This is a genomic window from Streptomyces paludis (assembly GCF_003344965.1).
Classification (GTDB): domain Bacteria; phylum Actinomycetota; class Actinomycetes; order Streptomycetales; family Streptomycetaceae; genus Streptomyces; species Streptomyces paludis.
In genome coordinates this window covers 941,432-966,848 of the sequence record NZ_CP031194.1, presented here as the reverse complement: position 1 = coordinate 966,848, position 25,417 = coordinate 941,432, and the positions used below count along the sequence as shown (strand labels likewise).

The following is a 25,417-nucleotide window of genomic DNA, read 5'->3' as shown; positions in this document are numbered from 1 at the left end:
GCTCCCGGGGGCCCTTCGGCGTACGCCACGGCCTGCGCGCCGCCGCTACGGGCGCTACTGGGCGCCCGGGCGCACCAGCCCGCTCTCGTACGCGTACACCGCCGCCTGGACCCGGTCACGCAGGCCCAGCTTCGTCAGCACATGGCCCACATGCGTCTTGACCGTCGTCTCGCTGACGAACAGATCCGCCGCGATCTCCGCGTTCGACAGCCCGCGCGCCACCAGCTTCAGCACCTCGACCTCACGGTCGGTCAGCGTGTGCAGCGTGTCGGGCAGCGGCTCCTCGCCCGACGGCAGATGGTCCGCGTACTTGTCCAGCAGCCGGCGCGTGACGCTCGGCGCGAGCATCGCCTCGCCCGCCGCGACCACCCGGATGGCCTGCACCAGCTCATTGGCCGGCGCGTCCTTCAGCAGGAAGCCGCTGGCGCCCGCGCGCAGCGCCTCCACCACGTACTCGTCCAGATCGAAGGTGGTCAGCACGAGCACCTTCGCCGGACCGTCCCGGCCGGGGCCGGTGATCCGGCGCGTCGCCTCCACCCCGTCCATCCGCGGCATACGGATGTCCATCAGCACCACATCGGGCTGGAGCGCGCGGACCTGGTCGATGGCCTGGAGGCCGTCCCCGGCCTCACCGACGACCGCGAGGTCCTGCTCCGCCTCCAGAATCATCCGGAACCCGGTGCGCAGCAGCGGCTGGTCGTCGACCAGTAGGACGCGGACAGTCACAAGGGATCTCCTTCGGATAGACCCGTCCCATTCTGCCCTGCCCCCTTTCCGCGGCCCCACCGCGGGCTACACGCCCTCCTTCGCCCCGTCCCGTACCTCCCCGGCCTCCCCGGCCGCTCTCGGGCCCACCACGGTCAGCGGATACACCGGAGGCGTCCCCCCGAACTCGGGACAGACCGCCTGATGGTCGCACCAGCCGCAGAGCTTGGTCCGCCGCGGCTGCCAGTCGCCCGTCACCGTCGCCCGCTCGATCGCCTCCCAGAGCGCCAGCAGCTTCCGCTCCACCCGCTCCAGATCCGCCTCCACCGGGTCGTACGTCACCACCTCGCCGCTGCCCAGATAGACCAGCTGGAGCCGGCGCGGCAGCACCCCCTTGAGGCGCCGCACCACCAGCGCGTAGAACGTCATCTGGAACCGCGCCCCCTCCGCGTACTCCGGACGGGGGGCCTTGCCGGTCTTGTAGTCGACGATCCGCACCTCACCGGTCGGCGCCACATCGACCCGGTCGATCACCCCGCGCAGCCGCAGCCCCGAATCCAGCTCCGCCTCCAGGAACAGCTCGCGCTCCGCCGGCTCCAGCCGGGTCGGATCCTCCAGCGAGAACCACCGCTCCACCAGCCGCTCCGCCTCCGCCAGCCAGCCCGCCAGCCGCTCGCCCGCCGGATCCGACGCGAACAGCTCCGCCAGCTCCGGACGCGCCTCCAGCAGCCGGTCCCACTGCCCCGGCACCAGCGCCCGGGCCCGCGACGCCGTCCGCTCGGCGGCCGGCGCGTCGAAGAGCCGCTCCAGCACCGCGTGCACCAGCGTGCCGCGCGTCGCCGCCTCGCTCGGCTTCTCCGGCAACTTGTCGATCACCCGGAACCGGTACAGCAGCGGGCACTGCATGAAGTCGTTCGCACGCGACGGCGACAGCGAGGAGGGCGGCAGGCTCGTACTCATGACGCAGACCCTACGACCCGGCACTGACAGCGATCCGCATACCATCGACTACAGAGCCTCTCGCACTGCATGATCGAGCGAGCGACCCTGCCGACGAAGGGAACCCGTGAAAGAGGACGACGAGAGCGGCGCGAGCAAGCTGCCGCGGCCCGGCAAGGGGGACTCGGGTCCCGGCGGAAAGCCGCCGCGCCGTGAAGACCCCGGCGGTGGCATCCTCATGGGCCGCCCCTTCGGCGTGCCGGTCTACGTCGCCCCCAGCTGGTTCGTGGTGGCCGCGCTCATCACCTGGATCTTCGGCGGCCAGCTCGACCGGGTCCTCCCCGAACTGGGCAATCTCCGCTATCTCGTGGCCCTCTTCTTCGCGGTCGCCTTCTACGCCTCCGTGCTCGTCCACGAGCTGGCCCACACCGTCGCCGCGCTGCGCTTCAAACTGCCGGTGCGCCGCATCCAGCTCCAGTTCTTCGGCGGCGTCTCCGAGATCGAGAAGGAGACCGAGACCCCCGGCCGCGAATTCATCCTCGCGTTCGTCGGCCCGCTGCTCTCCCTGGTCCTCTCCGGGGTCTTCTACCTCTGCCTGCTGACCGTCGAGCCCCGTACCGTCCCCGGCGTCCTGCTCGCCGGGCTGATGGTCTCCAACCTCATCGTGGCGGTCTTCAACCTGCTGCCCGGCCTCCCGCTGGACGGCGGCCGGATGCTCCGCGCCGTCGTCTGGAAGATCACCGGCAAGCCCATGAGCGGCACCATCGCCGCCGCCTGGGTCGGCAGGGCGCTCGCCGTCACCGTCCTCATCGGCCTCCCGCTGCTCACCCGTACCGGCGCGCTCGGCACCTCCACCCGGAACGTCGGCGGCATGGAGACCGTCACCGACGCGCTCCTCGCCGCCATCCTCGCCGCCATCATCTGGACCGGCGCCGGCAACAGCCTGCGCATGGCCCGGCTCCGCGAGCACCTCCCCGAACTCCAGGCCCGCGCCCTCACCCGGCGGGCCGTCCCCGTCGAGTCCAGCACCCCGCTCTCCGAGGCCCTGCGCCGCGCCAACGAGGCCGGCGCCCGTGCCCTGGTCGTCGTCGACGGCCAGGGCGACCCCCGGGCCCTCGTCCGCGAGTCGGCGATCGTCGGCGTCCCGCAGCACCGCCGCCCCTGGGTCGCCGTCAGCGGCCTCGCCCAGGACCTCACCGACGGGATGAAGGTCCCCGCCGACCTCGCCGGCGAAGCCCTCCTGGAGCGCCTCAGGGCCAGCCCCGCCACCGAGTACCTCGTACTGGAGGAGACGGGCGAGATCTACGGCGTCCTCTCCACGGCCGACGTCGAGCGCGCCTTCGTATCGGCGATGGCCCGTCCGCAGTAGCCGGGGCCCCGCGGCGCGGCCGGAGCGCGGCGGGCACGGGGAGCGCGGCCGGCACGGCGGACGAGGCCCCCGAAAGAGCGGCTAAGCTGACCGTATGTCCGAACCGACCGGTGCCGCCCGACGTCGCGGCCCCTTCAAGGTCGGGGACCAGGTCCAGCTCACCGACCCCAAGGGACGCCACTACACCTTCACGCTCGAAGCCGGGAAGAACTTCCACACCCACAAAGGGTCCTTCCCGCACGACGAGCTGATCGGTGCTCCCGAGGGCAGTGTTGTCCGTACCACGGGAAACGTCGCCTACCTCGCGCTGCGCCCCCTGCTCCCCGACTATGTCCTGTCCATGCCCCGCGGCGCCGCCGTCGTCTACCCCAAGGACGCCGGCCAGATCCTGGCCTTCGCCGACATCTTCCCCGGCGCCCGCGTCGTCGAGGCCGGAGTGGGCTCCGGCTCGCTCAGCAGCTTCCTGCTGCGCGGCATCGGTGACCAGGGGATGCTGCACTCCTACGAACGCCGCCAGGACTTCGCCGACATCGCCCGGCAGAACGTCGAACGCTACTTCGGAGAGCCCCACCCGGCCTGGGAGCTGACGGTCGGTGACCTCCAGGACAACCTGTCGGACACGGACGTCGACCGCGTCATCCTCGACATGCTCGCCCCCTGGGAGTGCATTGAGGCCGTCTCCAAGGCGCTGGTCCCCGGCGGCATCCTCTGCGCGTACGTGGCCACCACCACCCAGCTCTCCCGCACGGTCGAGACCATCCGGGAGTTCGGCACCTTCAACGAACCGGCCGCCTGGGAGTCCATGGTCCGCAACTGGCACGTCGAAGGGCTCGCCGTACGCCCCGACCACCGGATGATCGGACACACCGGCTTCCTCGTGACCGCCCGCCGGCTGGCCGACGGGGTCGAACCCCCGCTGCGCCGCCGCCGTCCCGCCAAGGGCTCCTACGGCGAAGACTACGACGGCCCCGGCAGCGCGAGCGGCGGCGCCGCCCGCTGACCCGTCAACGCGGCCCGGCCGCCGCCGAGTTCCCGTCCCGTACGGAGGAACTCGGCGGCGGCCTCTTTACGTTGGCCTTATGGACCCGCGGACCGCGGGGACCCCACGGTTCCGCCGCCCTGTGACATGTGGCACGATGCTGTCTCCTCCCACCCTCACAGGAGACGCTCCGCGTGCAGATTTCCGACGCCCCGGACCACGCGCACGCCCGCCCCCGGGCCGTCCACTGGCTCGCCACCGGCGCCGCGCTGTCCGCCGTCGTGGCGCTCGCCGCACTGTCCCAGCCGGGCGCCGCCACGGCCATCGCCACCCCGCCCGGCGAACCGTCCGTGAAGAGCGCCGGCACCACCGCCCCGGCCGTCCAGGAGCCGCCCGACCCGGCCGCGGTGGACTTCCCGCTGGACTGCGGCGAAGGGGACGAGGCGGGCACCGTCATCGTCCAGCGGGCCTACGGCGACCTCGACGGCGACGGCGTCCCCGAGACCGTCGTCGCCGTCCGCTGCCGCTCCGGCGCCGGCACCCCGCCCAGCGGCGTCTACGTCCTCACCGGAGCGGGCGGCGAACCCAGGATCGTGGCCACCCTCGTGGACCCCGCGGAGCGCCGCAGCGTCGCCCCCGGGCTCGCCGTGCACGGCCGGGCGATCCTGGCCACCCTGCTCGGCTACTCCGGGCCCGATGTGCCGTCCTGCTGCCCCGACGAGGAGGAGCGGACCTCCTGGACCTGGCGCGACGGCGCGTTCGTCAGGGGTCCGCAGCCGGTCGCCCGGGGTATGTGACGGCCTACTCCGCGTCCGGGCCGTACACCTCGACCTGGTCCGCCACGCGCCGCACATGGATGCAATCGCCGGGGCACTCCTTGGCCGAGTCCACCACATCGCTCAGCAGCGGCAGCGGTACGCGGGTGGTCGCCCCGGGGGACTGGAGCAGCTCGTCGTCCGCGCTCTTCACATAGGCCAGGCCGTCGATGTCCAGCTCGAACACCTCGGGGGCGTACTGGGCACAGATCCCGTCCCCGGTGCAGAGATCCTGGTCGATCCAGACCTCCAGCGGCTCACCGGTCCCGGTGACACCTTCGGTCGGAGCCTCCTGCTGCACGGTCATCTCTCCTGCCGTTTTCTGCGCCGGGCGGCGCGTGGTGAGGTAAGTCGCGCCGACCCTGACGGGTGTTGAACAGTTCGACGATACAACCGGCCGCTTTCCGATGCCCTCGGGTGGGTATTCCCTCCGCTGTAGGGAGAGGGCGCAAGGGTGAAGATCGGACAGACCCCGACAGTGTTTCTGATCTAGGGGTTTCAATCATCACCCACCCAGGTAGGGTCAGGAAGCGTCCAGCTCCCCTTGGAGGAGGTGAGGACCGTGGCAGCCCACGACGACGACATCAACCGCGGCATCCGGCCCGGGCGGGGGTCCGAAGACCCAGCCGGCCAGGTTGCCTATCTCGAGCAGGAAATCGCCGTCCTGCGACGTAAGCTCGCCGACTCTCCGCGGCACACGAGAATTCTCGAAGAGCGGATCGTCGAGTTGCAGACCAATCTGGCGGGTGTGTCCGCGCAGAACGAGCGGCTCGCCAATACGCTCCGTGAAGCCCGCGACCAGATCGTGGCCCTCAAGGAAGAGGTCGACCGGCTCGCACAGCCGCCGGCCGGTTTCGGAGTCTTCCTCCAGACCAATGAGGACGGCACGGCCGATATTTTCACCGGGGGCCGCAAGCTCCGGGTGAATGTCAGCCCCGGCGTCGAAGTGGAGGATCTGCGGCGCGGCCAGGAGGTCATGCTCAACGAGGCGCTCAACGTGGTCGAGGCCATGGCGTACGAGCGCGCCGGGGACATCGTCACCCTCAAGGAAATCCTTGAGGACGGCGAGCGCGCCCTGGTGGTCGGGCACACCGACGAGGAACGGGTGGTGCGGCTCGCCGAGCCGCTGCTGGACATCACCATCCGCCCCGGCGACGCCCTGCTGCTCGAACCCCGCTCCGGCTATGTCTACGAAGTGATCCCCAAGAGCGAGGTCGAGGAGCTGGTCCTCGAAGAGGTCCCCGACGTCGACTACGACAAGATCGGCGGCCTCGGCGGCCAGATCGAGATGATCCGGGACGCCGTCGAGCTGCCGTATCTCCACCCCGACCTCTTCAAGGAACACGAACTGCGACCGCCGAAGGGCATCCTGCTCTACGGTCCCCCCGGCTGCGGCAAGACACTCATCGCCAAGGCCGTGGCCAACTCGCTCGCCAAGAAGGTCGCCGAGGTGACCGGCCGGCCCGCGGGGAAGAGCTACTTCCTCAACATCAAGGGTCCCGAGCTGCTCAACAAGTACGTCGGCGAGACCGAGCGGCACATCCGCCTGGTCTTCCAGCGGGCCCGGGAGAAGGCCAGCGAGGGCACCCCCGTCATCGTCTTCTTCGACGAGATGGAGTCCCTCTTCCGCACCCGCGGCTCCGGCGTCAGCTCGGACGTGGAGAACACCATCGTCCCCCAGCTGCTCGCCGAGATCGACGGGGTGGAGGGCCTGGAGAACGTCATCGTCATCGGCGCCTCCAACCGCGAGGACATGATCGACCCCGCGATCCTGCGCCCCGGCCGCCTCGATGTGAAGATCAAGATCGAGCGCCCGGACGCCGAGGCCGCGAAGGACATCTTCGCGAAATACCTCACGCCCACCCTGCCGCTGCACGTGGACGACGTCTCCGAGCACAAGGGCTCGAAGGAAGCCGCCGCGCACGGAATGATCCAGTCCGTCGTGGAGCAGATGTACGCGGAGTCCGAGGAGAACCGCTTCCTGGAAGTCACCTACGCCAATGGTGACAAGGAAGTCCTCTATTTCAAGGACTTCAACTCCGGCGCGATGATCCAGAACATTGTCGACCGGGCCAAGAAGATGGCCATCAAGGCATTCCTCGACCACAATCAGAAGGGCCTCAGGGTCTCCCATCTCCTCCAGGCGTGCGTGGACGAGTTCAAGGAGAACGAGGACCTGCCGAACACCACCAACCCCGACGACTGGGCCCGTATCTCCGGCAAGAAGGGCGAGCGGATCGTCTTCATCCGCACCCTGGTGACCGGAAAGCAGGGCGCGGACACCGGGCGCTCCATCGACACGGTGGCGAACACCGGTCAGTACCTGTAGAGCGCGGACCGGCTGCGGATGTCCGAAAGGCGTCCGCAGCCGGTCGCTTTCCCCGCACCCGCACCGCACCCCGCACCCGCACCTGGACCTGCCACCCGCACCGTCCACCACACCAGGCCAATGACGGAAATGATCTGCCCGCCGGCGCAGAGGCGTTCTAGTCTCTTTCGTACCGCGGCGTCGCGGAGCGCCGCCGGGCAAGGAGGGCCGCATGACCGTACGGCGAGTAATGGGCATCGAGACGGAGTACGGCATCTCCGTCCCGGGGCACCCGAACGCCAATGCCATGCTCACCTCGTCCCAGATCGTCAACGCGTACGCGGCGGCGATGCACCGGGCGCGCCGCGCCCGCTGGGACTTCGAGGAGGAGAACCCGCTGCGGGACGCCCGCGGGTTCGACCTCGCCCGGGAGACCGCCGACTCCAGCCAGCTCACCGACGAGGACATCGGCCTCGCCAATGTGATCCTCACGAACGGGGCGCGGCTCTACGTCGACCACGCCCATCCGGAGTACAGCTCTCCCGAGATCACCAACCCGCGTGACGCCGTCCTCTGGGACAAGGCCGGCGAGCGCATCATGGCCGAGGCCGCCGAGCGGGCGGCCCAGCTGCCCGGCGCCCAGCCCATCCATCTGTACAAGAACAACACCGACAACAAGGGCGCGTCCTACGGCACCCACGAGAACTATCTGATGAAGCGGGAGACCCCCTTCTCGGACATCGTGCGCCATCTGACGCCGTTCTTCGTCTCCCGGCAGGTCGTCACGGGCGCGGGCCGCGTCGGCATCGGCCAGGACGGCCGCGAGCACGGCTTCCAGATCAGCCAGCGGGCGGACTACTTCGAGGTCGAGGTCGGGCTGGAGACGACCCTCAAGCGGCCGATCATCAACACCCGGGACGAACCGCACTCCGACGCGGAGAAGTACCGCCGGCTCCATGTGATCATCGGCGACGCGAATCTCTCGGAGATCTCCACCTATCTCAAGCTCGGTACGACCGCCCTCGTGCTCTCCATGATCGAGGACGGTTTCATCAACGTCGACCTGGCCGTGGACCAGCCGGTCCGCACCCTGCACCAGGTCTCGCACGACCCCACGCTCGGCCGGCTGGTCACCCTGCGCAGCGGCCGGACGCTCACCGCGGTCCAGCTCCAGATGGAGTACTACGAGCTGGCCAGGAAGTATGTCGAGGAGCGGTACGGAGTCGACGCCGACGAGCAGACGAAGGACGTGCTGGCCCGCTGGGAGGACACGCTCAACCGGCTGGAGAACGATCCGATGAGCCTGTCGGGCGAGCTGGACTGGATCGCCAAGCGGGAGCTGCTGGAGGGCTACCGGCGCCGCGACAGCCTGGACTGGGACGCGTCCCGGCTGCATCTCGTGGATCTCCAGTACGCGGACGTACGCCCCGACAAGGGCCTCTACAACCGGCTGGCGGCCCGAGGCAGAATGCGCCGGCTGCTGGACGACCGGGATGTCGACCGGGCCAGGACCAGCCCTCCGGAGGACACCCGGGCGTACTTCCGGGGCCGCTGTCTGGAGCAGTACGCGGACGATGTGGCCGCCGCGTCGTGGGACTCGGTCATCTTCGACCTCCCGGGCCGTGACTCGCTCCAGCGGGTCCCCACCCTGGAGCCGCTGCGCGGCACCAGGAACCATGTGAAGGAGCTGCTGGACCGCTGCCGCACGGCGGAGGAGCTGGTCCGGGTCCTTTCCGGCGGCTGAAACGGTCCCGGGGTGGGAATGATCGAAGTGGTCCCCGGGCGTTGTCCGGGATGAGGCAAGTACGGGGCCGATGTCCGACCCTCCTTGTAGGGTCGGATCTTGAAGGTCACATCGAGCGGGGCGAACCGAGCGGGGTGAGGGTTATGGCCACCAAGGACACCGACGGCGGACAGCAGCGGGCGACGCGTTCCACGGAGCAGACCGAGGAGCAGGCGCAGGAGGCGCAGGCTTCCGAGGACCTCAAGGAACGCCAGGAGAAGCTGACGGACGACGTGGACTCCGTCCTGGACGAGATCGACGACGTGCTTGAGGAGAACGCCGAGGAGTTCGTGCGGGGATTCGTCCAGAAGGGCGGAGAGTAGTCACGGATGTGAACGGCGCCGTCGGTGCGGGCCGTGCGGCCGGGGAGCCGCACGATCCGCCGGACCGCTCCCGCCGTTCATGTGGATCACTGCCATGAGACGGGTAGGGTCCGTGGCGTACTGTGCTTCAACTGCAATTCGGCCACCGGCAAGTTGGGAGACGATCCCGACACCCCGCGCCGGGCCGTCGCTTACCCGGAGGGAAACGCGTGGAAGCCAACACTCGTAGCACCGGGCGTCTGCCGGCTGCCTTCCTGACGCCCGGCTCGTCCTCGTTCATGGACTTCCTGTCCCACCACTCGCCGGACATGCTGCCCGGCAAGCGCTCGCTGCCGCCCCTCCAGGGGGCGATCGAGGCGCCGCACGGCACCACGATCGTCGCCGTGACCTTCCCCGGCGGCGTGGTGCTCGCCGGTGACCGGCGCGCGACCATGGGGAACATGATCGCGCAGCGCGACATCGAGAAGGTCTTCCCGGCCGACGAGTACTCGGCCGTGGGGATCGCCGGCACCGCCGGTCTCGCCGTGGAGATGGTCAAGCTCTTCCAGCTGGAGCTGGAGCACTTCGAGAAGGTCGAAGGGGCGCAGCTCTCGCTGGAGGGCAAGGCCAACCGGCTCTCCACGATGATCCGCTCGAATCTCGCGATGGCGATGCAGGGCCTGGCCGTCGTCCCGCTCTTCGCGGGCTGGGACGTGGACCGCGAGCGGGGCCGTATCTTCTCGTACGACGTGACGGGCGGCCGCTCCGAGGAGCTGGGCTACGCGTCCACCGGATCGGGCTCGATCTTCGCCCGCGGCGCGATGAAGAAGCTCTACCACGAGGAGCTGACGGAGCAGCAGGCCACCACCCTGGTCATCCAGGCGCTGTACGACGCGGCGGACGACGACTCGGCGACCGGTGGCCCCGATGTGGCCCGCCGGATCTATCCGATCGTCACCGTCATCACCGAGGACGGTTTCCGCCGGCTGACCGACGACGAGTCCTCCGAGATCGCCCGCGCGATCCTTGAGCGCCGGCTCTCCCAGCCCGACGGTCCGCGCGCCGCGCTGCTCTGATGAACCAGAACCTGCCACCGACAGAAAGGGACGGATAGCCGGTGTCGACGCCGTTCTATGTCTCACCCCAGCAGGCCATGGCCGACCGGGCGGAATACGCCCGTAAGGGCATCGCCCGCGGTCGCAGCCTGGTCGTGCTCCAGTACGCCGACGGCATCGTCTTCGTCGGCGAGAACCCGTCCCGCGCGCTGCACAAGTTCAGCGAGATCTACGACCGGATCGGCTTCGCCGCCGCCGGTAAGTACAACGAGTACGAGAATCTCCGGATCGGTGGTGTCCGCTACGCCGATCTGCGCGGATACACCTACGACCGCGACGATGTGACGGCCCGTGGGCTGGCGAACGTCTACGCCCAGACGCTCGGGACGATTTTCTCCAGCGCCGCCGAGAAGCCGTACGAGGTGGAGCTGGTCGTCGCCGAGGTGGGTGCCACGGCCGACGGCGACCAGATCTACCGGCTGCCGCACGACGGTTCGATCGTGGACGAGCACGGCTCGGTCGCGGTGGGCGGCAGCTCGGAGCAGATCAGCACCTATCTCGACCAGCGCCACCGGGACGGGATGTCGCTGGCCGAGGCGCTGAAGCTGGCGGTCCAGGCGCTCTCCCGGGACACCAACGGCGGCGAGCGGGAGATCCCCGCGGAGCGCCTCGAAGTGGCCGTGCTGGACCGTACGCGGCCGCAGCAGCGGAAGTTCAAGCGGATCGTCGGCCGGCAGCTCGCCCGGCTGCTGGAGGCGGACGGCGCCGCCTCGACGCCGACGGACGCGCCGTCGGACACGGAGGAGCCGGACGGCGGGGAGACCGCGACGGACACCTCCGCCGATACGGCGAAGCCCGACGCCGAGCCGTCCGGCGACGACAAGGAATAGAGGAACGGCCGGGGGCACGGACAGGCTGTCCGTGCCCCCGGCCGGGGTGTACCGCGCCGGGGCACGGGCGGCTGTCCGACAGACACCCCCGCCCCCGACGGGGGGATCAGCCCGAGGGCGCGCTCTCCTCGCGCGGAGGCGCCGTCGAGCCGCGGACGACCAGGGAGACCGGCAGCCGCACGCTCTCCGGCGGCCGGCCCGCCAGCACGCTCAGCAGCGCCGACATGCCCTGCCGGCCCACCTGCTCGGCCGGCAGCCACACCGTGGTCAGCTCCGGCTCCACCGCCGTGGCCAGCGCCAGATCGTCGAAGCCGGTGACGGAGATGTCCTCGGGCACCCTCAGCCCCAGCCGCCGTACCGCCTTGCAGGCGCCCGCCGCCAGGACGTCGCCGTCGCAGATGATCGCCGTGGGGCGGGGGCCGGGCGCGGCGAGGGCGCTCTCCACGGCCGCCCGCGCGGCCCCGGACTCCAGCGGGGCGCGCACCCTGCGCACGACCGCGTCCGGCACTCCCTGTACCGCCAGGGCCAGCGCGTCGGCCCGGACGTCGAAGGTCCAGGAAGGGACGGCGGAGGCCAGATGGAGCAGCCGCCGGTGGCCGAGCCCGAGCAGATGCTCCGTCATCTGCCGGATGCCGTCGGCGATGTCCACATTCACCCCGGCGGCGACGCCAAGGGCCGCCGGATCGCTGTCCAGCATCACCAGCGGCAGATCGGCGCCGTCCGAGCCGCGGAACGCGTCGAGGGCGTCGCTGGCCATCGAGGAGGCGATCACCCCGTCCAGCGCCGCCCGCGCCGAGGCGAACGGCACCTTGGCGGGCCCCGTCCCGTCCGGTGACAGATAGAGGACCACCCCGAAGCCGTGCTCCGCGGCGACCTCGGCCGCGCCGGTGTAGACCCGCGCGAAGAACTCGTTGGTGAGCGCGGGCACCACCAGCAGCGCCGTCCTGGTCGTGCCGAGCCGCAGATTGCGCGCGGCCAGATTCGGCCGGTAGCCCAGCGTGTGCGCCGCCTCCCGTACCAGCCCGGCGGTCCGCTCCGAGACCCGGCCCGGCCACTTGCCGCCGAGCACGAGCGAGACGGTGGCCTGGGACACCCCGGCGGCGCGGGCCACATCCCTGCTGGTGGGCCGGGCGGACTGCTCTGTCATCGCTGTCGCTCTCCGTGCTGCGGCGAGATCCCGGTGGACCCGCGGGCTGCGCTCATGGTACGTATGACGGCGACGTTATACGTAAAACTTGATCTCGCCGGGGCAGCGAGAGAAGAGGGGGCGGGCAGATGGCGACGACCACCGGGTACGCGGACATCCTCAAGGCGCCGTACGCGGCACGGCTGCTGACCGGCACGCTGGTGGGGCGGCTGCCGAACGCCACGGCCTCGATCGCCATCGTCCTGTTCGTCCGGGCGGCCGGCGGCAGCTACAGCCTGGCCGGCGCGCTCGCCGCGGTCTACGGGATCGGCACGGCGGTCGGACAGCCGCTGCTCGGCCGGGCCGTGGACCTCTACGGCCAGCCGCGGGTGCAGCTGCCCGCCGCCGTCCTCTCCGCCGCGGGCATGGCACTGCTCGTCCTCGCCGGCACGGACTCCCCGGCGCTCGCCTACCCCGCCGTCGCCCTCGCCGGGGTGTTCACCCCGCCGCTGGAGGGCGGACTGCGGGCGCTGTGGCCCGGCGTCCTGGGCTCCGAGGAGCGGGTGCACCGGGCGTACGCGCTGGACGCCGTGGCCCAGGAGGTCATGTTCACCCTCGGCCCGCTGCTGGTCACCCTGCTGGTCGCGCTCCGCTCCCCGGCCGCCGCGCTCCTCGTCATCAACGCGATAGGCGTGCTCGGCGCGCTCTCCGTCGTCCTGTCCCGGCCGTCCCGCCAGTGGCGCTCGGCGCCCCGCGAGGCGCACTGGCTGGGCGCCCTGCGCTCGCCCGGGCTCCTCGCGCTGCTCGCCGCGTTCCTCTTCATCGGCGCGGCCCTGGGATCGATCACCGTCGCGGGCATCGCGTACGCCGACGACCGGGGCCGCGAGGCGGTGTACGGCTGGCTGATGGCGGCCCTCGGGCTCGGCGCGCTGATCGGCGGGCTGGGGTACGGGGCGCGGCAGTGGGCCGGGACGCCCGAACGGCGGCTGCGGGCCATCGTCGCGCTTCTCGCGCTCTGCTATCTGCCGCTCATGGCCACCCCGGGCGTGCTCGCCATGAGCGGGCTGTCCGCGCTCGCCGGTGTCTTCCTGGCGCCCGCCCTCGCCTGCGCGTTCATCGTGGTCGACCGGCACGCCCCGCGCGGCACCGTCACCGAGGCGTTCTCCTGGCTCGTGACCACCTTCGGCGTCGGCGCGGCGCTCGGCACGGCCGCCGCCGGACCCGCCGTCGCACTGGGCGGTACGGCGGCGGGCTTCGCCGTCGCCGCGGGCGGCGGAGCCGCCGCGCTGCTGGTCCTGCTGGCCACCGGGCGGGTCCTCAGGGCTCCCGCCGGGCCGGCCGATGCCACCATCCGGACGGAAAATGATCCAAGCGGTGCGGCCCAACCCGGTTTCAGCTCCGGTCATCAGGCGTAATGTTCAGACATGGACCGCCGCATTTTCGGGCTGGAGAACGAGTACGGCGTCACGTGCACGTTCAGGGGACAGCGCCGACTGTCACCTGACGAAGTGGCGCGCTACCTCTTCCGCCGTGTTGTGTCATGGGGCCGCAGCAGCAATGTCTTCCTGCGGAACGGCGCCCGCCTCTACCTCGACGTGGGTTCGCATCCGGAATACGCGACTCCCGAATGCGACAACGTGACCGAACTGGTCACGCACGACAAAGCGGGCGAGCGCATTCTGGAAGGATTGCTCGTCGACGCCGAACGCCGCCTGCACGAGGAGGGAATCGCGGGCGACGTCTATCTCTTCAAGAACAACACCGACTCGGCGGGAAACTCCTACGGCTGCCACGAGAACTACCTCGTCGCCCGCCACGGCGAGTTCTCCCGGCTCGCGGACATCCTCATCCCCTTCCTCGTCACCCGGCAGCTCATCTGCGGCGCGGGCAAAGTGCTCCAGACCCCGCGCGGCGCCGTCTTCTGCGCCAGCCAGCGCGCCGAGCACATCTGGGAGGGGGTCAGCTCAGCCACCACCCGCTCCCGTCCGATCATCAACACCCGGGACGAGCCGCACGCCGACGCGGAGCGCTACCGGCGGCTCCATGTCATCGTCGGCGACTCGAACATGTCCGAGACGACCATGCTCCTCAAGGTCGGCGCCACCGATCTCGTGCTGCGCATGATCGAGGCGGGCACGGTGATGCGTGATCTGACCCTGGAGAACCCGATCCGGGCGATCCGCGAGGTCAGCCACGATCTCACCGGACAGCGCAAGGTGCGCCTCGCGAGCGGCCGGGAAGCCTCCGCCCTGGAGATCCAGCGCGAGTACTATGAGAAGGCCGTGGATTTCGTGGAGCGCCGCGGAATCCGTACGGGCACGGTCGAACAGGTCCTGGAACTCTGGGGCCGCACGCTCGACGCGATCGAGGCGGAGGATCTCGACCGTATCGGCACGGAGATCGACTGGGTCATGAAATACCGGCTCATCGAGCGGTACCGGGCCAAGCACAATCTGACCATGTCGCATCCGAGGGTCGCTCAGATAGACCTCGCCTACCACGACATTCACCGCCGTCGTGGTCTCTACTACCTGCTGGAGAAGCGCGGCCAGGCCGCGCGGATCTGCAATGACATGAAGATCTTCGAGGGCAAGTCGGTGCCCCCGCAGACCACCAGGGCGCGGCTGCGCGGCGATTTCATCCGCCGCGCCCAGGAACAGCGCAGGGACTTCACGGTCGACTGGGTGCATCTGAAGCTCAATGACCAGGCGCAGCGCACGGTGCTCTGCAAAGACCCGTTCCGTTCTGTGGACGAACGGGTGGAAAAGCTCATCGCCGGTATGTGAGTCCGCGCCGACCCCGTCGGCGTAACGCGTGCCACGGGCCCCGTACATTTCGCGTGCGGGGCCCGTGGCACGCCCTAGAGTGGGCGCCTACCGTGCCGTCTGAGATCTGAGGAACACGTGCGCCGACTTGCCGGCCTCATCATCGTCCCCGCGCTGCTGCTGACCGCGGCCTGCGGTGGCGACGGAGGCTCCGACTCCACCACTCCGTCCAAGAACGGTCTCCCCGCGATCAGCGAGGGTGCCAAGTTCGGACAGAAGCCGACCCTGGAGAAGGGGGAGGGCGACCCGCCGAAGGCGTTGAAGGTCGATGTCCTGAGCCAGGGCGACGGCAAGAAGGTCGTCAAGGGCGATGCCATCCAGGTCAACTATCTCGGGCAGAGCTGGGACTCGGACAAGCCGTTCGACAACAGCTTCGACCGTAAGCAGCCGTTCGATCTGACGGTCGGCGCGGGCATGGTCATCAAGGGCTGGGACCAGGGTCTCGAGGGCCAGAAGGTCGGTAGCCGGGTCGAGCTGGGGATTCCGCCGGACCTCGGGTACGGCGCCCAGGGGCAGGGCGACATCAAGCCCAACGCCACGCTGGTCTTCGTCGTGGACATCCTGAAGGCGACCCAGGTGCCGAAGTCCGCCGCCGGCACCGAGGTGCCGCAGGACGACAAGGCGCTGCCGGTCGTCGGGACGAACGACGACGGCAAGGAGCCGACGGTCACCATCCCGAAGGGCGACCCGCCGGCGAAGCTGGTCTCCAACTACGTGCTGGAGAGCAAGGGCGAGGTCGTCAAGGACTCCGACACCGTCGTGCTGAACTACGCGGCGTACCTGTGGAAGGGCGCCAAGCAGTTCGACTCCACGTACAAGACGGGCCGTACGACCTCGTTCCCGCTGCCGCAGCTCACGCTGAAGGGCCTCAAGTCGGGCATCGTCGGCAAGAAGGTGGGCAGCCGGATCCTGGTCGTGATCCCGCCGGACCTGGCCTTCGGCGACCAGGAGCAGCAGGGCATCCCGAAGAACTCCACGCTGGTGTTCGCCGTGGACATTCTGGCGAAGGTGTAACACTGTCCCGGTTGTCCGTTCATCATTCAGAGGGAGCAGTTCAGTGAGCATCGAGAAGCCCGAGGTCGACTTCCCGGGTGGCGAGCCGCCGGCCGATCTCCAGATCAGGGACATCTGGGTGGGCGACGGCGCGGAGGCCAAGGCCGGCGCCAATGTCCGGGTGCACTACGTGGGTGTGGCCTTCTCCACGGGCGAGGAGTTCGACTCCTCCTGGAACCGCGGCGCCCCGCTGCCGTTCAAGCTCGGCGCCGGTCAGGTCATCGCCGGCTGGGACAAGGGCGTGCAGGGCATGAAGGTCGGCGGCCGGCGTGAGCTGATCATCCCCGCGCACCTCGCCTACGGGGACCGCGGCGCCGGTTCGGCGATCGCGCCCGGTGAGACGCTGATCTTCGTCTGCGACCTCGTCTCCGTCTGACCCGGCGGGTCCGGGGCGTACCGGAGACACGAGGGTCCATGCCGCTCCGGCATGGACCCTCGGCTTTTGCCGCGAGACCCGGGGACGGTACGGTCAGCGGGCGGAACTCCACGATCAAAAGGGGTGCGAGACGTCGATGGCCATTGCCAAGGCCGAGCGACTGATGAATCTGGCGCTGTGTCTCCTCGGAACCAGACGCCCGCTCAGCAAACGTGAGTTGCGTGGCTCCATCGAGGCGTACCTCGAAGCCGGCAACGACGACTCGTTCAACCGCATGTTCGAACGCGACAAGGATGACCTGCGCGAACTCGGCCTGGTCATCGAGACGGTGGAGAGCCTCGACGGCGATGTCGGCTATCTGGCCCGCCGCGACAGCAACCGGCTCCCGCCCATCACCCTCGACGCCGAGGAGGCCGCCGCCCTCGGACTGGCCGCCAAGGTGTGGCAGCAGGCCCGGCTGGCCGGCGCGGCGAGCGGCGCGCTCCAGAAGCTGCGCGCCGCCGGGATGCCGGAGGCACAGGACGCGTACGAGGCGCACCACGGCGCCCTCGAACCGCGGATCCCCGTCCACGAGGCGGCCTTCGAACCGCTCATGCTGGCCTGCCGCGACCGCCGGCCCGTGGTCTTCGACTACCGCAAGGCCAACGCCGCCCGGCCCGAGCAGCGCCAGGTGGAGCCGTGGACGCTGGAGTGCTGGCGCGGCCACTGGTATCTGGCCGGCTGGGACCGCGACCGGGGCGCCGAGCGCGTCTTCCGGCTCTCCCGGATCACCGGCCGGGTCCGCTCGCGCACCGGCCTCTTCAGCGCCCCCGTACCCGATGTGGTCACCGTCCGGGAGACCGTGGAGAGCTGGGCCGGCGAGACGGCGACCCGCTCCGCGCTGATCCGGCTGCGCACCGGCTGCGGCTATCCGCTGCGCGCCAGGGCCGTGTCCTCGCGCGAGCTGGGCGACGGCTGGGACGAGCTGGAGATCCCGTACGGTCATGGCCTCGACGCCTGGCTGGTGGAGTTCGGCCCGGATGTGCTCGTGCTGGAGCCCGCGGATCTGCGGGCCGATGTCCTGGAGCGGCTGCGCGCCGTGGCCCGGGGCTGAGGGGAGTCGCAGACCATGGCAGCCAACGCCATCGACCAGACCCGGCGGATGCTCTCGCTGGTCACCTATCTGCGCGAGCGCCCGGGGGCGCACGTCAGCGATGTGGCCCGCGCCTTCGGGATCAGTGAGGACGAGCTGATCTCCGACCTCGACGTCCTGCCCATGTGCGGGACGAGCTTCCGGGGCGGCGATCTCCTCGACATCGACACGGACGGCGACCGCATCTGGTGGCACAACCCCGACGATGTCGCCGCGCCGCTGCGGCTCGCCGCCGACGAGGCGACGGCGCTGCTGGTCGCCGCGCGGGCCGTCGCGACCCTGCCGGGGCTCCGCGAGGGGGACCGCGAGGCGCTGCTGCGCGCCACCGCCAAGCTGGAGACCGCGGCGGGCGAGGCGGCGGGCGCCAGCGCCCGGCTCTCGGTGATCTTCGAGTCGGAGGGCGGGGTCTTCGCCGAGGTCGACCGGGCCATCTCCGAGCGGCGCAGGCTGTGGCTGCGCTACTACTCGCCGGCCCGCGACGAGCTGACCGAGCGCGAGGTCGACCCCATCCGGCTCTTCGCCGTCGGCCACACCTATATGGAGGCGTGGTGCCGGCTCTCCGAGGCGCGCCGCACCTTCCGGCTGGACCGGGTCGCCGAGATCAAGCTGCTGGACGCCCCGGCCGCGCCGCCGGAGCTGGAGCTGCGGGATCTCTCGGAGGGGCTCGTACAGCCGTCCGCGGACGACCCCGAGGTGGTCGTCGAGGTCGGCCCCGGCGGCCGGTGGGTGGCCGAGTACTACCCGCACGACGCCGCCGAGGAACTGCCCGGCGGCGGCCTGCGGATCACCCTGCGCACCCCCGCGCCCGCCTCGCTGCGCCGGCTCGCGCTGCGGCTCGGCGGCGACGGCCGGATCGTTTCGCCGCCGGAGCTGGCGGCGAGCGCGCGGTCGGCCGCGGCCGAGGCACTGGCGGCGTACGGCGTCTGAGGACGGCGCGGCCCGGCGCGGCCGTGGATCAAGGATTTCGAGCGACGAAGCACAGCGACGAGGCACAGAGGAGAACCAGGAACATGTCGGCGACGTCAGGACTGCCGGGGCTCTCGGCGGTGGTCCCGGTCCTCTTCAAGGCCGCCTGCCCCGAGTGCCGCGCGGCCTTCGAACTGTCCGCCGGCGCGCTGCGCCTCGCGATAGGGGCCAGCCGCAGCACCACCTTCTACTCCTTCACCTGCCCCGAGTGCCAGTCCTCGGTCCGTAAACCCGCCGGTGAGCGCATCGTCGAACTCCTCACCGGCGGCGGCGTGCGGACGCTGCGGCTCCACTCGACTCTGTAAGGACCGGTCCTCCGCCCATGTTCTGGCCCATGCTCGCCATCGCCCTCGGATTCTGCGGAATCGCCGTACTCGGTGTGCTGGCGGTCCGTGTCTTCGTCGAAGCCCAGCGGCTCGGCCGGCAGGTCGCCGTCACCACCGAGCGGATCCAGCGGGCGGCCGAGGAGCTGGAGCGCTCGGCGACCCGGCTCGCGGCCACCGGCGACGCCCTCCGATGATTTTCGGCCCGCCCCGCCCCCTGCTGCGTGGCCTGAACGCGGGGTACGCTGCGGAGCGGAGTCCGGAATTCCGGCGATCAGGGCCCAGAAGGGACGTACGCAAGGGGATTGCCCCCCGTTCACCCCTGCGGGTTACGATCGCCGGAGCACCACCTACCGGACACACAGGTCCGGCGGTTACGGTGACGGTGTCCTCCCCATCCAGCCGCCTCCAGTGAGAAGGAATCTCCATGATCGGCAACCTCAAGCCCCTAGAGCTTCTCCTGATCGTCGGCATCATCTTTCTCTTGTTCGGTGCCAAGAAGCTTCCCGACATGGCGCGTTCGCTCGGCAAGTCGGCCCGCATCCTCAAGAGCGAGGCCAAGGCCATGAAGAAGGACGACGAGGCCGCGGCCCCCGCCGCCGCCGAGCAGCCCGCGGACGCCGCCCAGCCGCAGGCCGCCGCCACCGCGCGCACCATCCAGGCCGCGCCCGGAGACGTCACCAGCGCCCGCCCGGTCACCGAGCCGAACCGCACCGCGCAGAGCTGACGCGTCCACGACTGACCGGTCGGGCGCTTTCCGGAACGAGACGAGGGACGCGGGTTGCGCAAGTCTGCCCCGAAGCAGGAGAGAGACACCGAGGGGCGCATGCCCCTCACGGAGCACCTGCGTGAGCTGCGGAACCGCCTGCTGAAGGCGGTTCTGGCCATTCTCGTGGCGGTCATCATCGCCATGTTCTTCCAGGCCCGGATCTTCAAGTTCCTGATGGAACCGATCCTCTCCTCGGTCGGGTGCACCAACGGCGCCACGACCATGGTCAACGGCCGGCCGTGCGCCGAAATGGTCACCAGCGGCCTGATGTCACCGTTCACCATCGCGCTGAAGGTGTCGCTGATGGCGGGGGTGCTGGCCGCCACCCCGGTCTGGCTCTACCAGCTCTGGGCCTTCGTCGCGCCCGGGCTGCACAGCAAGGAGAAGCGCTACTCGCTCGGCTTCGTGGCGCTCGGCGTCCCGCTGTTCCTGGGCGGCGCGACCCTCGCGTACACGATCCTGCCGGAGACGGCGTCGATCATGCTCAGCTTCACCCCCGACGATGCCAAGAACCTGCTGCCGCTCGATGACTACCTCGACCTCATCACGCGCATGGTCATCGTCTTCGGGCTCGCCTTCGAACTGCCGCTGCTGCTGATCCTGCTCAATATGACCCGGGTGCTCAGCGGTAAACGCATGCTCGGCTGGTGGCGCGGCATGGTCGTCGGCCTCACGATCTTCGCCGCCGTCGCCACCCCGGGCGGCGACCCCATCTCCATGCTGGTGCTCGCCGCGCCGCTGGCCATCCTCTACTTCGTGGCGTGCGGCTTCTCGCTGATCAACGACCGGCGGCGGAACCTCGGCAACCCGGACCGCGACCTCGACGACGACGAGGCCGCCGACCTGGACCTGACCCCCGAGCCCATCAACGGGACCGCGACCGTCGGCTCCGGCCGGCCCGAGCTGCCCGCGCAGTCCGACGGCGGCCATACGGACCGGCTGAACGGCTACGACGACGTCACCTGATCCGTCCCGCGATCACCTCGACGCCCCGGGGCCCGCCGGAACCAACCGGCGGGCCCCGGGGCGTCGGCGGTCCCGGCCCAAGCGCTCATAAAGATCGGGCTGACTGTCAGAGGTGGCGGGTAGGCTCGAACACAAGATGACAGAGGACCTCTCACCAGCCGAGCGCTATGCCGCTGCCCGGATCCGCGCCGCCGATCAGGCCACGGCTCTCGCACCCTTCCGCGAGATGTACGAATTCGGTCTCGACCCCTTCCAGATCGAGGCGTGCCGGGCCCTGGAGTCGGGGAAGGGTGTGCTCGTCGCGGCGCCCACCGGCTCGGGCAAGACGATCGTCGGCGAATTCGCTGTGCACCTGGCCCTCGCCGAGGGCCGCAAGTGCTTCTACACGACCCCCATCAAGGCGCTCTCCAACCAGAAGTACACCGACCTCGCCAAGCGCTACGGCGCGGACAAGGTCGGTCTGCTCACCGGGGACAACAGCGTCAACGCGGACGCGCCGGTGGTTGTGATGACCACCGAAGTGCTCCGCAACATGCTCTACGCCTCCTCGCAGTCGCTGCTGGGGCTCGGCTATGTGGTGATGGACGAGGTCCACTACCTCTCCGACCGCTTCCGGGGCGCCGTCTGGGAAGAGGTGATCATCCACCTCCCCGAGTCGGTCACCCTCGTCTCCCTCTCCGCGACCGTCTCCAACGCCGAGGAGTTCGGCGACTGGCTCGACACCGTCCGCGGCGACACGGAGGTGATCGTCTCCGAACACCGGCCGGTGCCGCTCTGGCAGCATGTGATGGCCGGCCGCCGGATGTACGACCTCTTCGAGGAGGAGACCGACCACGGCGGCCGGGGCGTCGCCAAGCGCGAGGTCAGCCCGGACCTCGTCCGGCTGGCCCGGATGGAGAACCAGCGCACGTACAACCCGCGCGAGCGGCGGCGCGGCAAGATGGTCCGCGAGGCCGACCGGGAGCGCGAGCGGCGCCAGCGCGGCCGGATCTGGACCCCCTCCCGGCCCGAGGTCATCGAGCGCCTCGACGCCGAGGGGCTGCTGCCCGCGATCACCTTCATCTTCAGCCGGGCCGGCTGCGAGGCCGCCGTACAGCAGTGCCTCTTCGCCGGACTGCGGCTCAACAACGACGCGGCGCGCCGGCGGGTCCGCGAGATCGTCGAGGAGCGCACGGCCGCCATCCCCGGCGAGGACCTGCATGTCCTCGGCTACTACGAGTGGCTGGAGGGCCTGGAGCGGGGCATCGCCGCGCACCACGCCGGGATGCTGCCGACGTTCAAGGAGGTCGTCGAGGAGCTGTTCGTCCGCGGGCTGGTCAAGGCGGTCTTCGCCACCGAGACACTCGCCCTCGGCATCAACATGCCGGCCCGCTCCGTGGTGCTGGAGAAGCTCGTCAAGTGGAACGGCGAGACCCACGCCGACATCACCCCCGGCGAGTACACCCAGCTCACCGGGCGCGCCGGACGCCGGGGCATCGACGTCGAGGGCCACGCCGTGGTGCTCTGGCAGCGCGGTATGGACCCGGGCGCGCTGGCCGGACTCGCCGGGACCCGTACGTACCCGCTGCGCTCCAGCTTCCGGCCCTCGTACAACATGGCGGTGAATCTGACCCAGCAGTTCGGCCGGCACCGCTCGCGGGAGCTGCTGGAGACCTCCTTCGCCCAGTTCCAGGCCGACCGGTCGGTCGTCGGGATCTCCCGGCAGGTCCAGCGCAACGAGGAGGGCCTCGACGGCTACCGCGCCGGGATGACCTGTCACCTCGGCGACTTCGGGGAGTACGCGCGGCTGCGCCGCGACCTCAAGGACCGCGAGACGGAGCTGGCCAAGCAGGGCGCGGCGCAGCGCAGGGCGGCGGCGGCCTCGTCGCTGGAGAAGCTCAAGCCCGGCGATGTCATCCATGTCCCCACGGGCAAGTTCGCCGGGCTCGCGCTCGTCCTCGATCCCGGGCTGCCGGCCGGGCGGGCCAACGGGCACCGCGGTTTCGAGCACCAGGACGGGCCGCGCCCGCTCGTCCTGACCGCCGAGCGGCAGGTCAAGCGGCTGGCGTCGATGGACTTCCCGGTGCCGGTGGAGACCCTGGAGCGGATGCGGATCCCCAAGTCGTTCAACCCGCGCTCGCCCCAGTCCCGCCGCGATCTGGCGTCCGCGCTGCGCAGCAAGGCCGGCCATATCGTGCCCGACCGGCACCGCAAGGAGCGCGCGGCGGCGGCCGACGACCGGGAGATCGCCCGGCTCCGCACGGAGCTGCGCGCCCACCCCTGCCACGGCTGCGACGAGCGCGAGGACCACGCGCGCTGGGCCGAGCGCTACCACCGCCTCCAGCGGGACACCCGCCAGCTGGAGCGCCGGATCGAGGGCCGGACGAACACCATCGCCCGCACCTTCGACCGGATCGTGGCGCTCCTCACCGAACTGGACTATCTGCGCGGCGACGAGGTCACCCAGCACGGCAAGCGGCTGGCCAGGCTCTACGGTGAGCTGGACCTGCTGGCCAGCGAGTGTCTGCGCGACGGGGTCTGGGAGGGGCTCTCCCCGGCCGAGCTGGCCGCGTGCGCGTCGGCGCTGGTGTACGAGGCGCGGCAGGCCGATGACGCGGTGGCGCCCAAGGTGCCCTCGGGCGCGGCGAAGGAGGCGCTGGGGGAGATGGTCCGGATCTGGGGCCGGCTCGACGCCCTGGAGGAGGACCTCAAGATCAGCCAGACCGAGGGCGTCGGCCAGCGCGAGCCCGATGTCGGGTTCGCCTGGGCGGTCCATATGTGGGCCTCGGGCAAGGGGCTCGACGAGGTGCTGCGCGAGGCGGAGATGCCGGCCGGCGACTTCGTGCGCTGGTGCAAGCAGGTCATCGATGTGCTCGGGCAGATCGCGGCGGCGGCCCCCCGGGAGAACAGCACGGTCGCGAAGAACGCGCGGAAGGCGGTCGACGCGGTGCTGCGCGGGGTGGTGGCGTACAGCTCGGTCGGCTGAGGCTGAGCGGTACGGCGAATGAACCAGGGGCGGCCCCCGCCGGAAGCTCTTCTCCGGCGGGGGCCGCCCCTGGTCATTCGTGCTCAGCGGTCCAGATACGCCCGCCAGCCGCCGTACTCGGTGATGTCCTTCGCGTCCGTGAGCGCGGAGGGCTCGCAGAGGAAGCCCGCGACGGCGGTCCCGTCGGCCAGCTCGACGCGGCCGATCGCCATGGGCCGGGGGAGCGCGGCGGTCAGCGCGCCGAGGCCCTGCGGGGGCAGCTCCCAGATCTCGGCCTCGACCGCGGCTCCCTCCGCGGTCCCGGACGGATCCACATGGACCAGACCCGGCTTCGGCGGGACGGTGTCCAGCGCGTACAGCCGGTAGACCGGCGCGGTCTTTGTCGTACGGACCGGGCGGGCGCCCAGGGCCAGGAGCTGTCCGTTGAGGGGTTGTCCGGTCAGATGCGCGCCGACGACGGCGAGCCGGACCGGTGGGGTGAGCAGCGCGGCGAGGGCGGCCAGCCGGTCGTCCGTGCCGGCCGGGCCGATGAGCATCACCCCGAAGGGCAGCCCCCGGACCTCCTCGCCGGGGACCGCGACCGCCGCCAGGTCGAAGAGGTTGGTCGAGTTGGTGAACCGGCCGAGCCGGGCGTTCGCCCCCAGCGGGTCGGCGGCCACCTCGGCGAGGGTGGGATGGCCGGGCGCGGTGGGCAGCAGCAGCGCGTCCGCGTCGCCGAGCGCGGCCGTCGCCGCCGCGCGCAGGGCGTCCAGCCGCGCCAGATCGGTGTAGAGCCGGTGGGCCGGGATGTCGCGGGCGCGGCGGATGATCCCGGCGACCGTGGGATCGAGACCGGCCCCTTCCCCGCCCGCGTCCGTGTGCTGGTCCACGAACGCACCCACCGCCGTGTAGCGCTCAGCGACGAACGCGCCCTCGTACAGCATCGGCGCCGCCTCGCTGAACGGCGTCAGGTCGATCTCCACCAGCCGCGCCCCGGCCGCCGCGAGCCGGGCGGCGGCGGCCTCGTACGCCTCGGCCCACCCCTCGTCCAGCTCACCGAGCTGGGCCAGGGCCGGGACGGCGACGCGCCAGGGGCCCGGGGTCCGGTGCGGCGCGGGCCGGCCCGGGGCGGCGGAGATCAGCGCGAGCGCCTCGCTCGCCTCGGGGAGCGTACGGGCGAAGACGCTCACGCAGTCCAGGCTCGCGCAGGCGGGCACCACACCCTCGGTGGGGACGAGTCCGCGCGACGGCTTCAGCCCGACGATGCCGTTGAAGGCGGCGGGCACCCGGCCGGAGCCCGCCGTGTCCGTGCCCAGCGCGAGATCCACGATGCCCAGCGCCACGGCGACGGCGGAGCCCGAGCTGGAGCCGCCCGAGATCCGCCCGGGGTCACGGGAGCCCCGCACCGCGCCGTACGGGGAGCGGGTGCCGACCAGGCCCGTGGCGAACTGGTCGAGGTTCGTACTGCCCAGCACCAGCGCGCCCGCCGCCCGCAGCCGCGCCACGGCGGGGGCGTCCCGCTCCGGCTCGTACGCGTACGACGGGCAGCCGGCCGTGGTGGGCAGTCCGGCGACATCGATATTGCCCTTGACCGCGACCAGCCGGCCGGCCAGCGGCAGCGGACCGGCCGGGCTGCCGGCGACGCGCGCGTCGAGGGCGCGGGCCTCGGCCTCCACCTCGGCCCGCGGTCGCAGCGTGATCCAGATCTCCGGGCGGTCCACCTCCGCGATACGCCGGTAGGCGGCCCGGACCCGGTCGAGTGCGGAGAAGACATGCATCGGAACGCTCCTTA

General features: G+C 70.9%; 24 protein-coding genes and 1 pseudogene. 20 read left to right on the top strand and 5 right to left on the bottom strand.

Translation table 11 applies throughout. The annotated features are described in order from the left end of the window. Positions 1–54: 54 nt before the first annotated feature. Both DVK44_RS04195 and DVK44_RS04190 read right to left on the bottom strand, forming a co-directional pair. Entirely contained in the window at positions 55–726 is a 672-nt protein-coding gene (locus DVK44_RS04195; RefSeq protein ID WP_114658387.1) for a response regulator, read from the bottom strand. 66 nt (positions 727–792) lie between these two features. Beyond that, on the bottom strand, positions 793–1,665 hold the full coding sequence (locus tag DVK44_RS04190; RefSeq protein WP_408055285.1) for a RecB family exonuclease: 873 nt from the start codon (positions 1,663–1,665) through the stop codon (positions 793–795). A gap of 106 nt (positions 1,666–1,771) precedes the next feature. Between DVK44_RS04190 and DVK44_RS04185 the strand changes: the two genes are divergently transcribed. From DVK44_RS04185 to DVK44_RS04175, 3 genes are all read left to right on the top strand, one after another. Continuing rightward, a complete protein-coding gene (locus DVK44_RS04185; protein WP_114658385.1) occupies positions 1,772–3,013 on the top strand; it encodes a site-2 protease family protein in 1,242 nt (413 codons plus the stop codon). Positions 3,014–3,107: 94 nt separating this feature from the next. After that, positions 3,108–4,013, top strand: a complete 906-nt coding sequence (locus DVK44_RS04180) for a tRNA (adenine-N1)-methyltransferase (RefSeq protein WP_114658384.1) — start codon at positions 3,108–3,110, stop codon at positions 4,011–4,013. Between the two features lie 173 nt (positions 4,014–4,186). Further along, the gene (locus tag DVK44_RS04175; RefSeq protein ID WP_114658383.1) at positions 4,187–4,789 is read left to right on the top strand and encodes a hypothetical protein; all 603 of its coding nucleotides are present in this window, start codon (positions 4,187–4,189) and stop codon (positions 4,787–4,789) included. A 4-nt stretch (positions 4,790–4,793) separates the two neighbouring features. Here DVK44_RS04175 and DVK44_RS04170 read toward each other — a convergent pair whose 3' ends face one another. After that, complete coding sequence (locus DVK44_RS04170; protein WP_114658382.1) at positions 4,794–5,114, bottom strand: ferredoxin; 321 nt, start codon at positions 5,112–5,114, stop codon at positions 4,794–4,796. A gap of 255 nt (positions 5,115–5,369) precedes the next feature. On the opposite strand from DVK44_RS04170, the gene arc reads away from it, so the two are divergent. From arc to prcA, 6 genes and pseudogenes are all read left to right on the top strand, one after another. Then, positions 5,370–7,136: a proteasome ATPase gene (gene arc, locus DVK44_RS04165; protein WP_114658381.1), complete on the top strand. Its 1,767-nt coding sequence runs from the start codon at positions 5,370–5,372 to the stop codon at positions 7,134–7,136. A 211-nt stretch (positions 7,137–7,347) separates the two neighbouring features. Further along, positions 7,348–8,859, top strand: coding sequence for a depupylase/deamidase Dop (gene dop / locus DVK44_RS04160; protein ID WP_114658380.1), 1,512 nt, complete (start codon positions 7,348–7,350; stop codon positions 8,857–8,859). Between the two features lie 143 nt (positions 8,860–9,002). After that, a complete protein-coding gene (locus tag DVK44_RS04155) occupies positions 9,003–9,221 on the top strand; it encodes a ubiquitin-like protein Pup (protein WP_114658379.1) in 219 nt (72 codons plus the stop codon). A gap of 66 nt (positions 9,222–9,287) precedes the next feature. Beyond that, a pseudogene (locus DVK44_RS04150) lies at positions 9,288–9,479 on the top strand (endonuclease domain-containing protein); the annotation flags it as partial. Then, positions 9,431–10,276 carry a proteasome subunit beta gene (gene prcB, locus DVK44_RS04145; protein WP_114658378.1) on the top strand — a complete coding sequence of 282 codons (846 nt, stop codon included), beginning with the start codon at positions 9,431–9,433 and terminating at the stop codon, positions 10,274–10,276. The pseudogene DVK44_RS04150 and the gene prcB, both read left to right, overlap by 49 nt. Before the next feature lie 41 nt (positions 10,277–10,317). Beyond that, on the top strand, positions 10,318–11,145 hold the full coding sequence (prcA, locus tag DVK44_RS04140; protein WP_114658377.1) for a proteasome subunit alpha: 828 nt from the start codon (positions 10,318–10,320) through the stop codon (positions 11,143–11,145). A gap of 106 nt (positions 11,146–11,251) precedes the next feature. On the opposite strand, the gene DVK44_RS04135 is transcribed toward prcA, so the two are convergent. Then, positions 11,252–12,292: a LacI family DNA-binding transcriptional regulator gene (locus DVK44_RS04135; protein WP_114658376.1), complete on the bottom strand. Its 1,041-nt coding sequence runs from the start codon at positions 12,290–12,292 to the stop codon at positions 11,252–11,254. A gap of 128 nt (positions 12,293–12,420) precedes the next feature. On the opposite strand from DVK44_RS04135, the gene DVK44_RS04130 reads away from it, so the two are divergent. The 11 genes from DVK44_RS04130 (at position 12,421) to DVK44_RS04080 (ending at position 23,646) form a co-directional block, all read left to right on the top strand. Then, complete coding sequence (locus tag DVK44_RS04130) at positions 12,421–13,686, top strand: MFS transporter (protein ID WP_114658375.1); 1,266 nt, start codon at positions 12,421–12,423, stop codon at positions 13,684–13,686. A 9-nt stretch (positions 13,687–13,695) separates the two neighbouring features. Then, entirely contained in the window at positions 13,696–15,057 is a 1,362-nt protein-coding gene (gene pafA / locus DVK44_RS04125; protein WP_114658374.1) for a Pup--protein ligase, read from the top strand. Positions 15,058–15,174: 117 nt separating this feature from the next. After that, positions 15,175–16,110, top strand: coding sequence for an FKBP-type peptidyl-prolyl cis-trans isomerase (locus DVK44_RS04120; protein ID WP_114658373.1), 936 nt, complete (start codon positions 15,175–15,177; stop codon positions 16,108–16,110). A gap of 43 nt (positions 16,111–16,153) precedes the next feature. Further along, positions 16,154–16,525 carry an FKBP-type peptidyl-prolyl cis-trans isomerase gene (locus DVK44_RS04115; protein ID WP_114658372.1) on the top strand — a complete coding sequence of 124 codons (372 nt, stop codon included), beginning with the start codon at positions 16,154–16,156 and terminating at the stop codon, positions 16,523–16,525. A gap of 136 nt (positions 16,526–16,661) precedes the next feature. After that, entirely contained in the window at positions 16,662–17,618 is a 957-nt protein-coding gene (locus tag DVK44_RS04110) for a helix-turn-helix transcriptional regulator (RefSeq protein ID WP_114658371.1), read from the top strand. Positions 17,619–17,633: 15 nt separating this feature from the next. Next, positions 17,634–18,584: a helix-turn-helix transcriptional regulator gene (locus tag DVK44_RS04105; protein WP_114658370.1), complete on the top strand. Its 951-nt coding sequence runs from the start codon at positions 17,634–17,636 to the stop codon at positions 18,582–18,584. Between the two features lie 83 nt (positions 18,585–18,667). Continuing rightward, entirely contained in the window at positions 18,668–18,928 is a 261-nt protein-coding gene (locus DVK44_RS04100; RefSeq protein WP_114658369.1) for a CpXC domain-containing protein, read from the top strand. Between the two features lie 17 nt (positions 18,929–18,945). Then, positions 18,946–19,143 carry a hypothetical protein gene (locus DVK44_RS04095; RefSeq protein WP_114658368.1) on the top strand — a complete coding sequence of 66 codons (198 nt, stop codon included), beginning with the start codon at positions 18,946–18,948 and terminating at the stop codon, positions 19,141–19,143. Between the two features lie 230 nt (positions 19,144–19,373). Next, positions 19,374–19,673, top strand: a complete 300-nt coding sequence (tatA, locus tag DVK44_RS04090; protein ID WP_114658367.1) for a Sec-independent protein translocase subunit TatA — start codon at positions 19,374–19,376, stop codon at positions 19,671–19,673. A gap of 54 nt (positions 19,674–19,727) precedes the next feature. Next, a complete protein-coding gene (gene tatC / locus DVK44_RS04085) occupies positions 19,728–20,681 on the top strand; it encodes a twin-arginine translocase subunit TatC (protein ID WP_114658366.1) in 954 nt (317 codons plus the stop codon). A gap of 136 nt (positions 20,682–20,817) precedes the next feature. Further along, on the top strand, positions 20,818–23,646 hold the full coding sequence (locus DVK44_RS04080; protein ID WP_114658365.1) for a DEAD/DEAH box helicase: 2,829 nt from the start codon (positions 20,818–20,820) through the stop codon (positions 23,644–23,646). An 83-nt stretch (positions 23,647–23,729) separates the two neighbouring features. Here DVK44_RS04080 and atzF read toward each other — a convergent pair whose 3' ends face one another. Continuing rightward, positions 23,730–25,403, bottom strand: a complete 1,674-nt coding sequence (gene atzF / locus DVK44_RS04075; protein WP_114658364.1) for an allophanate hydrolase — start codon at positions 25,401–25,403, stop codon at positions 23,730–23,732. Between the last annotated feature and the right edge of the window lie 14 nt (positions 25,404–25,417).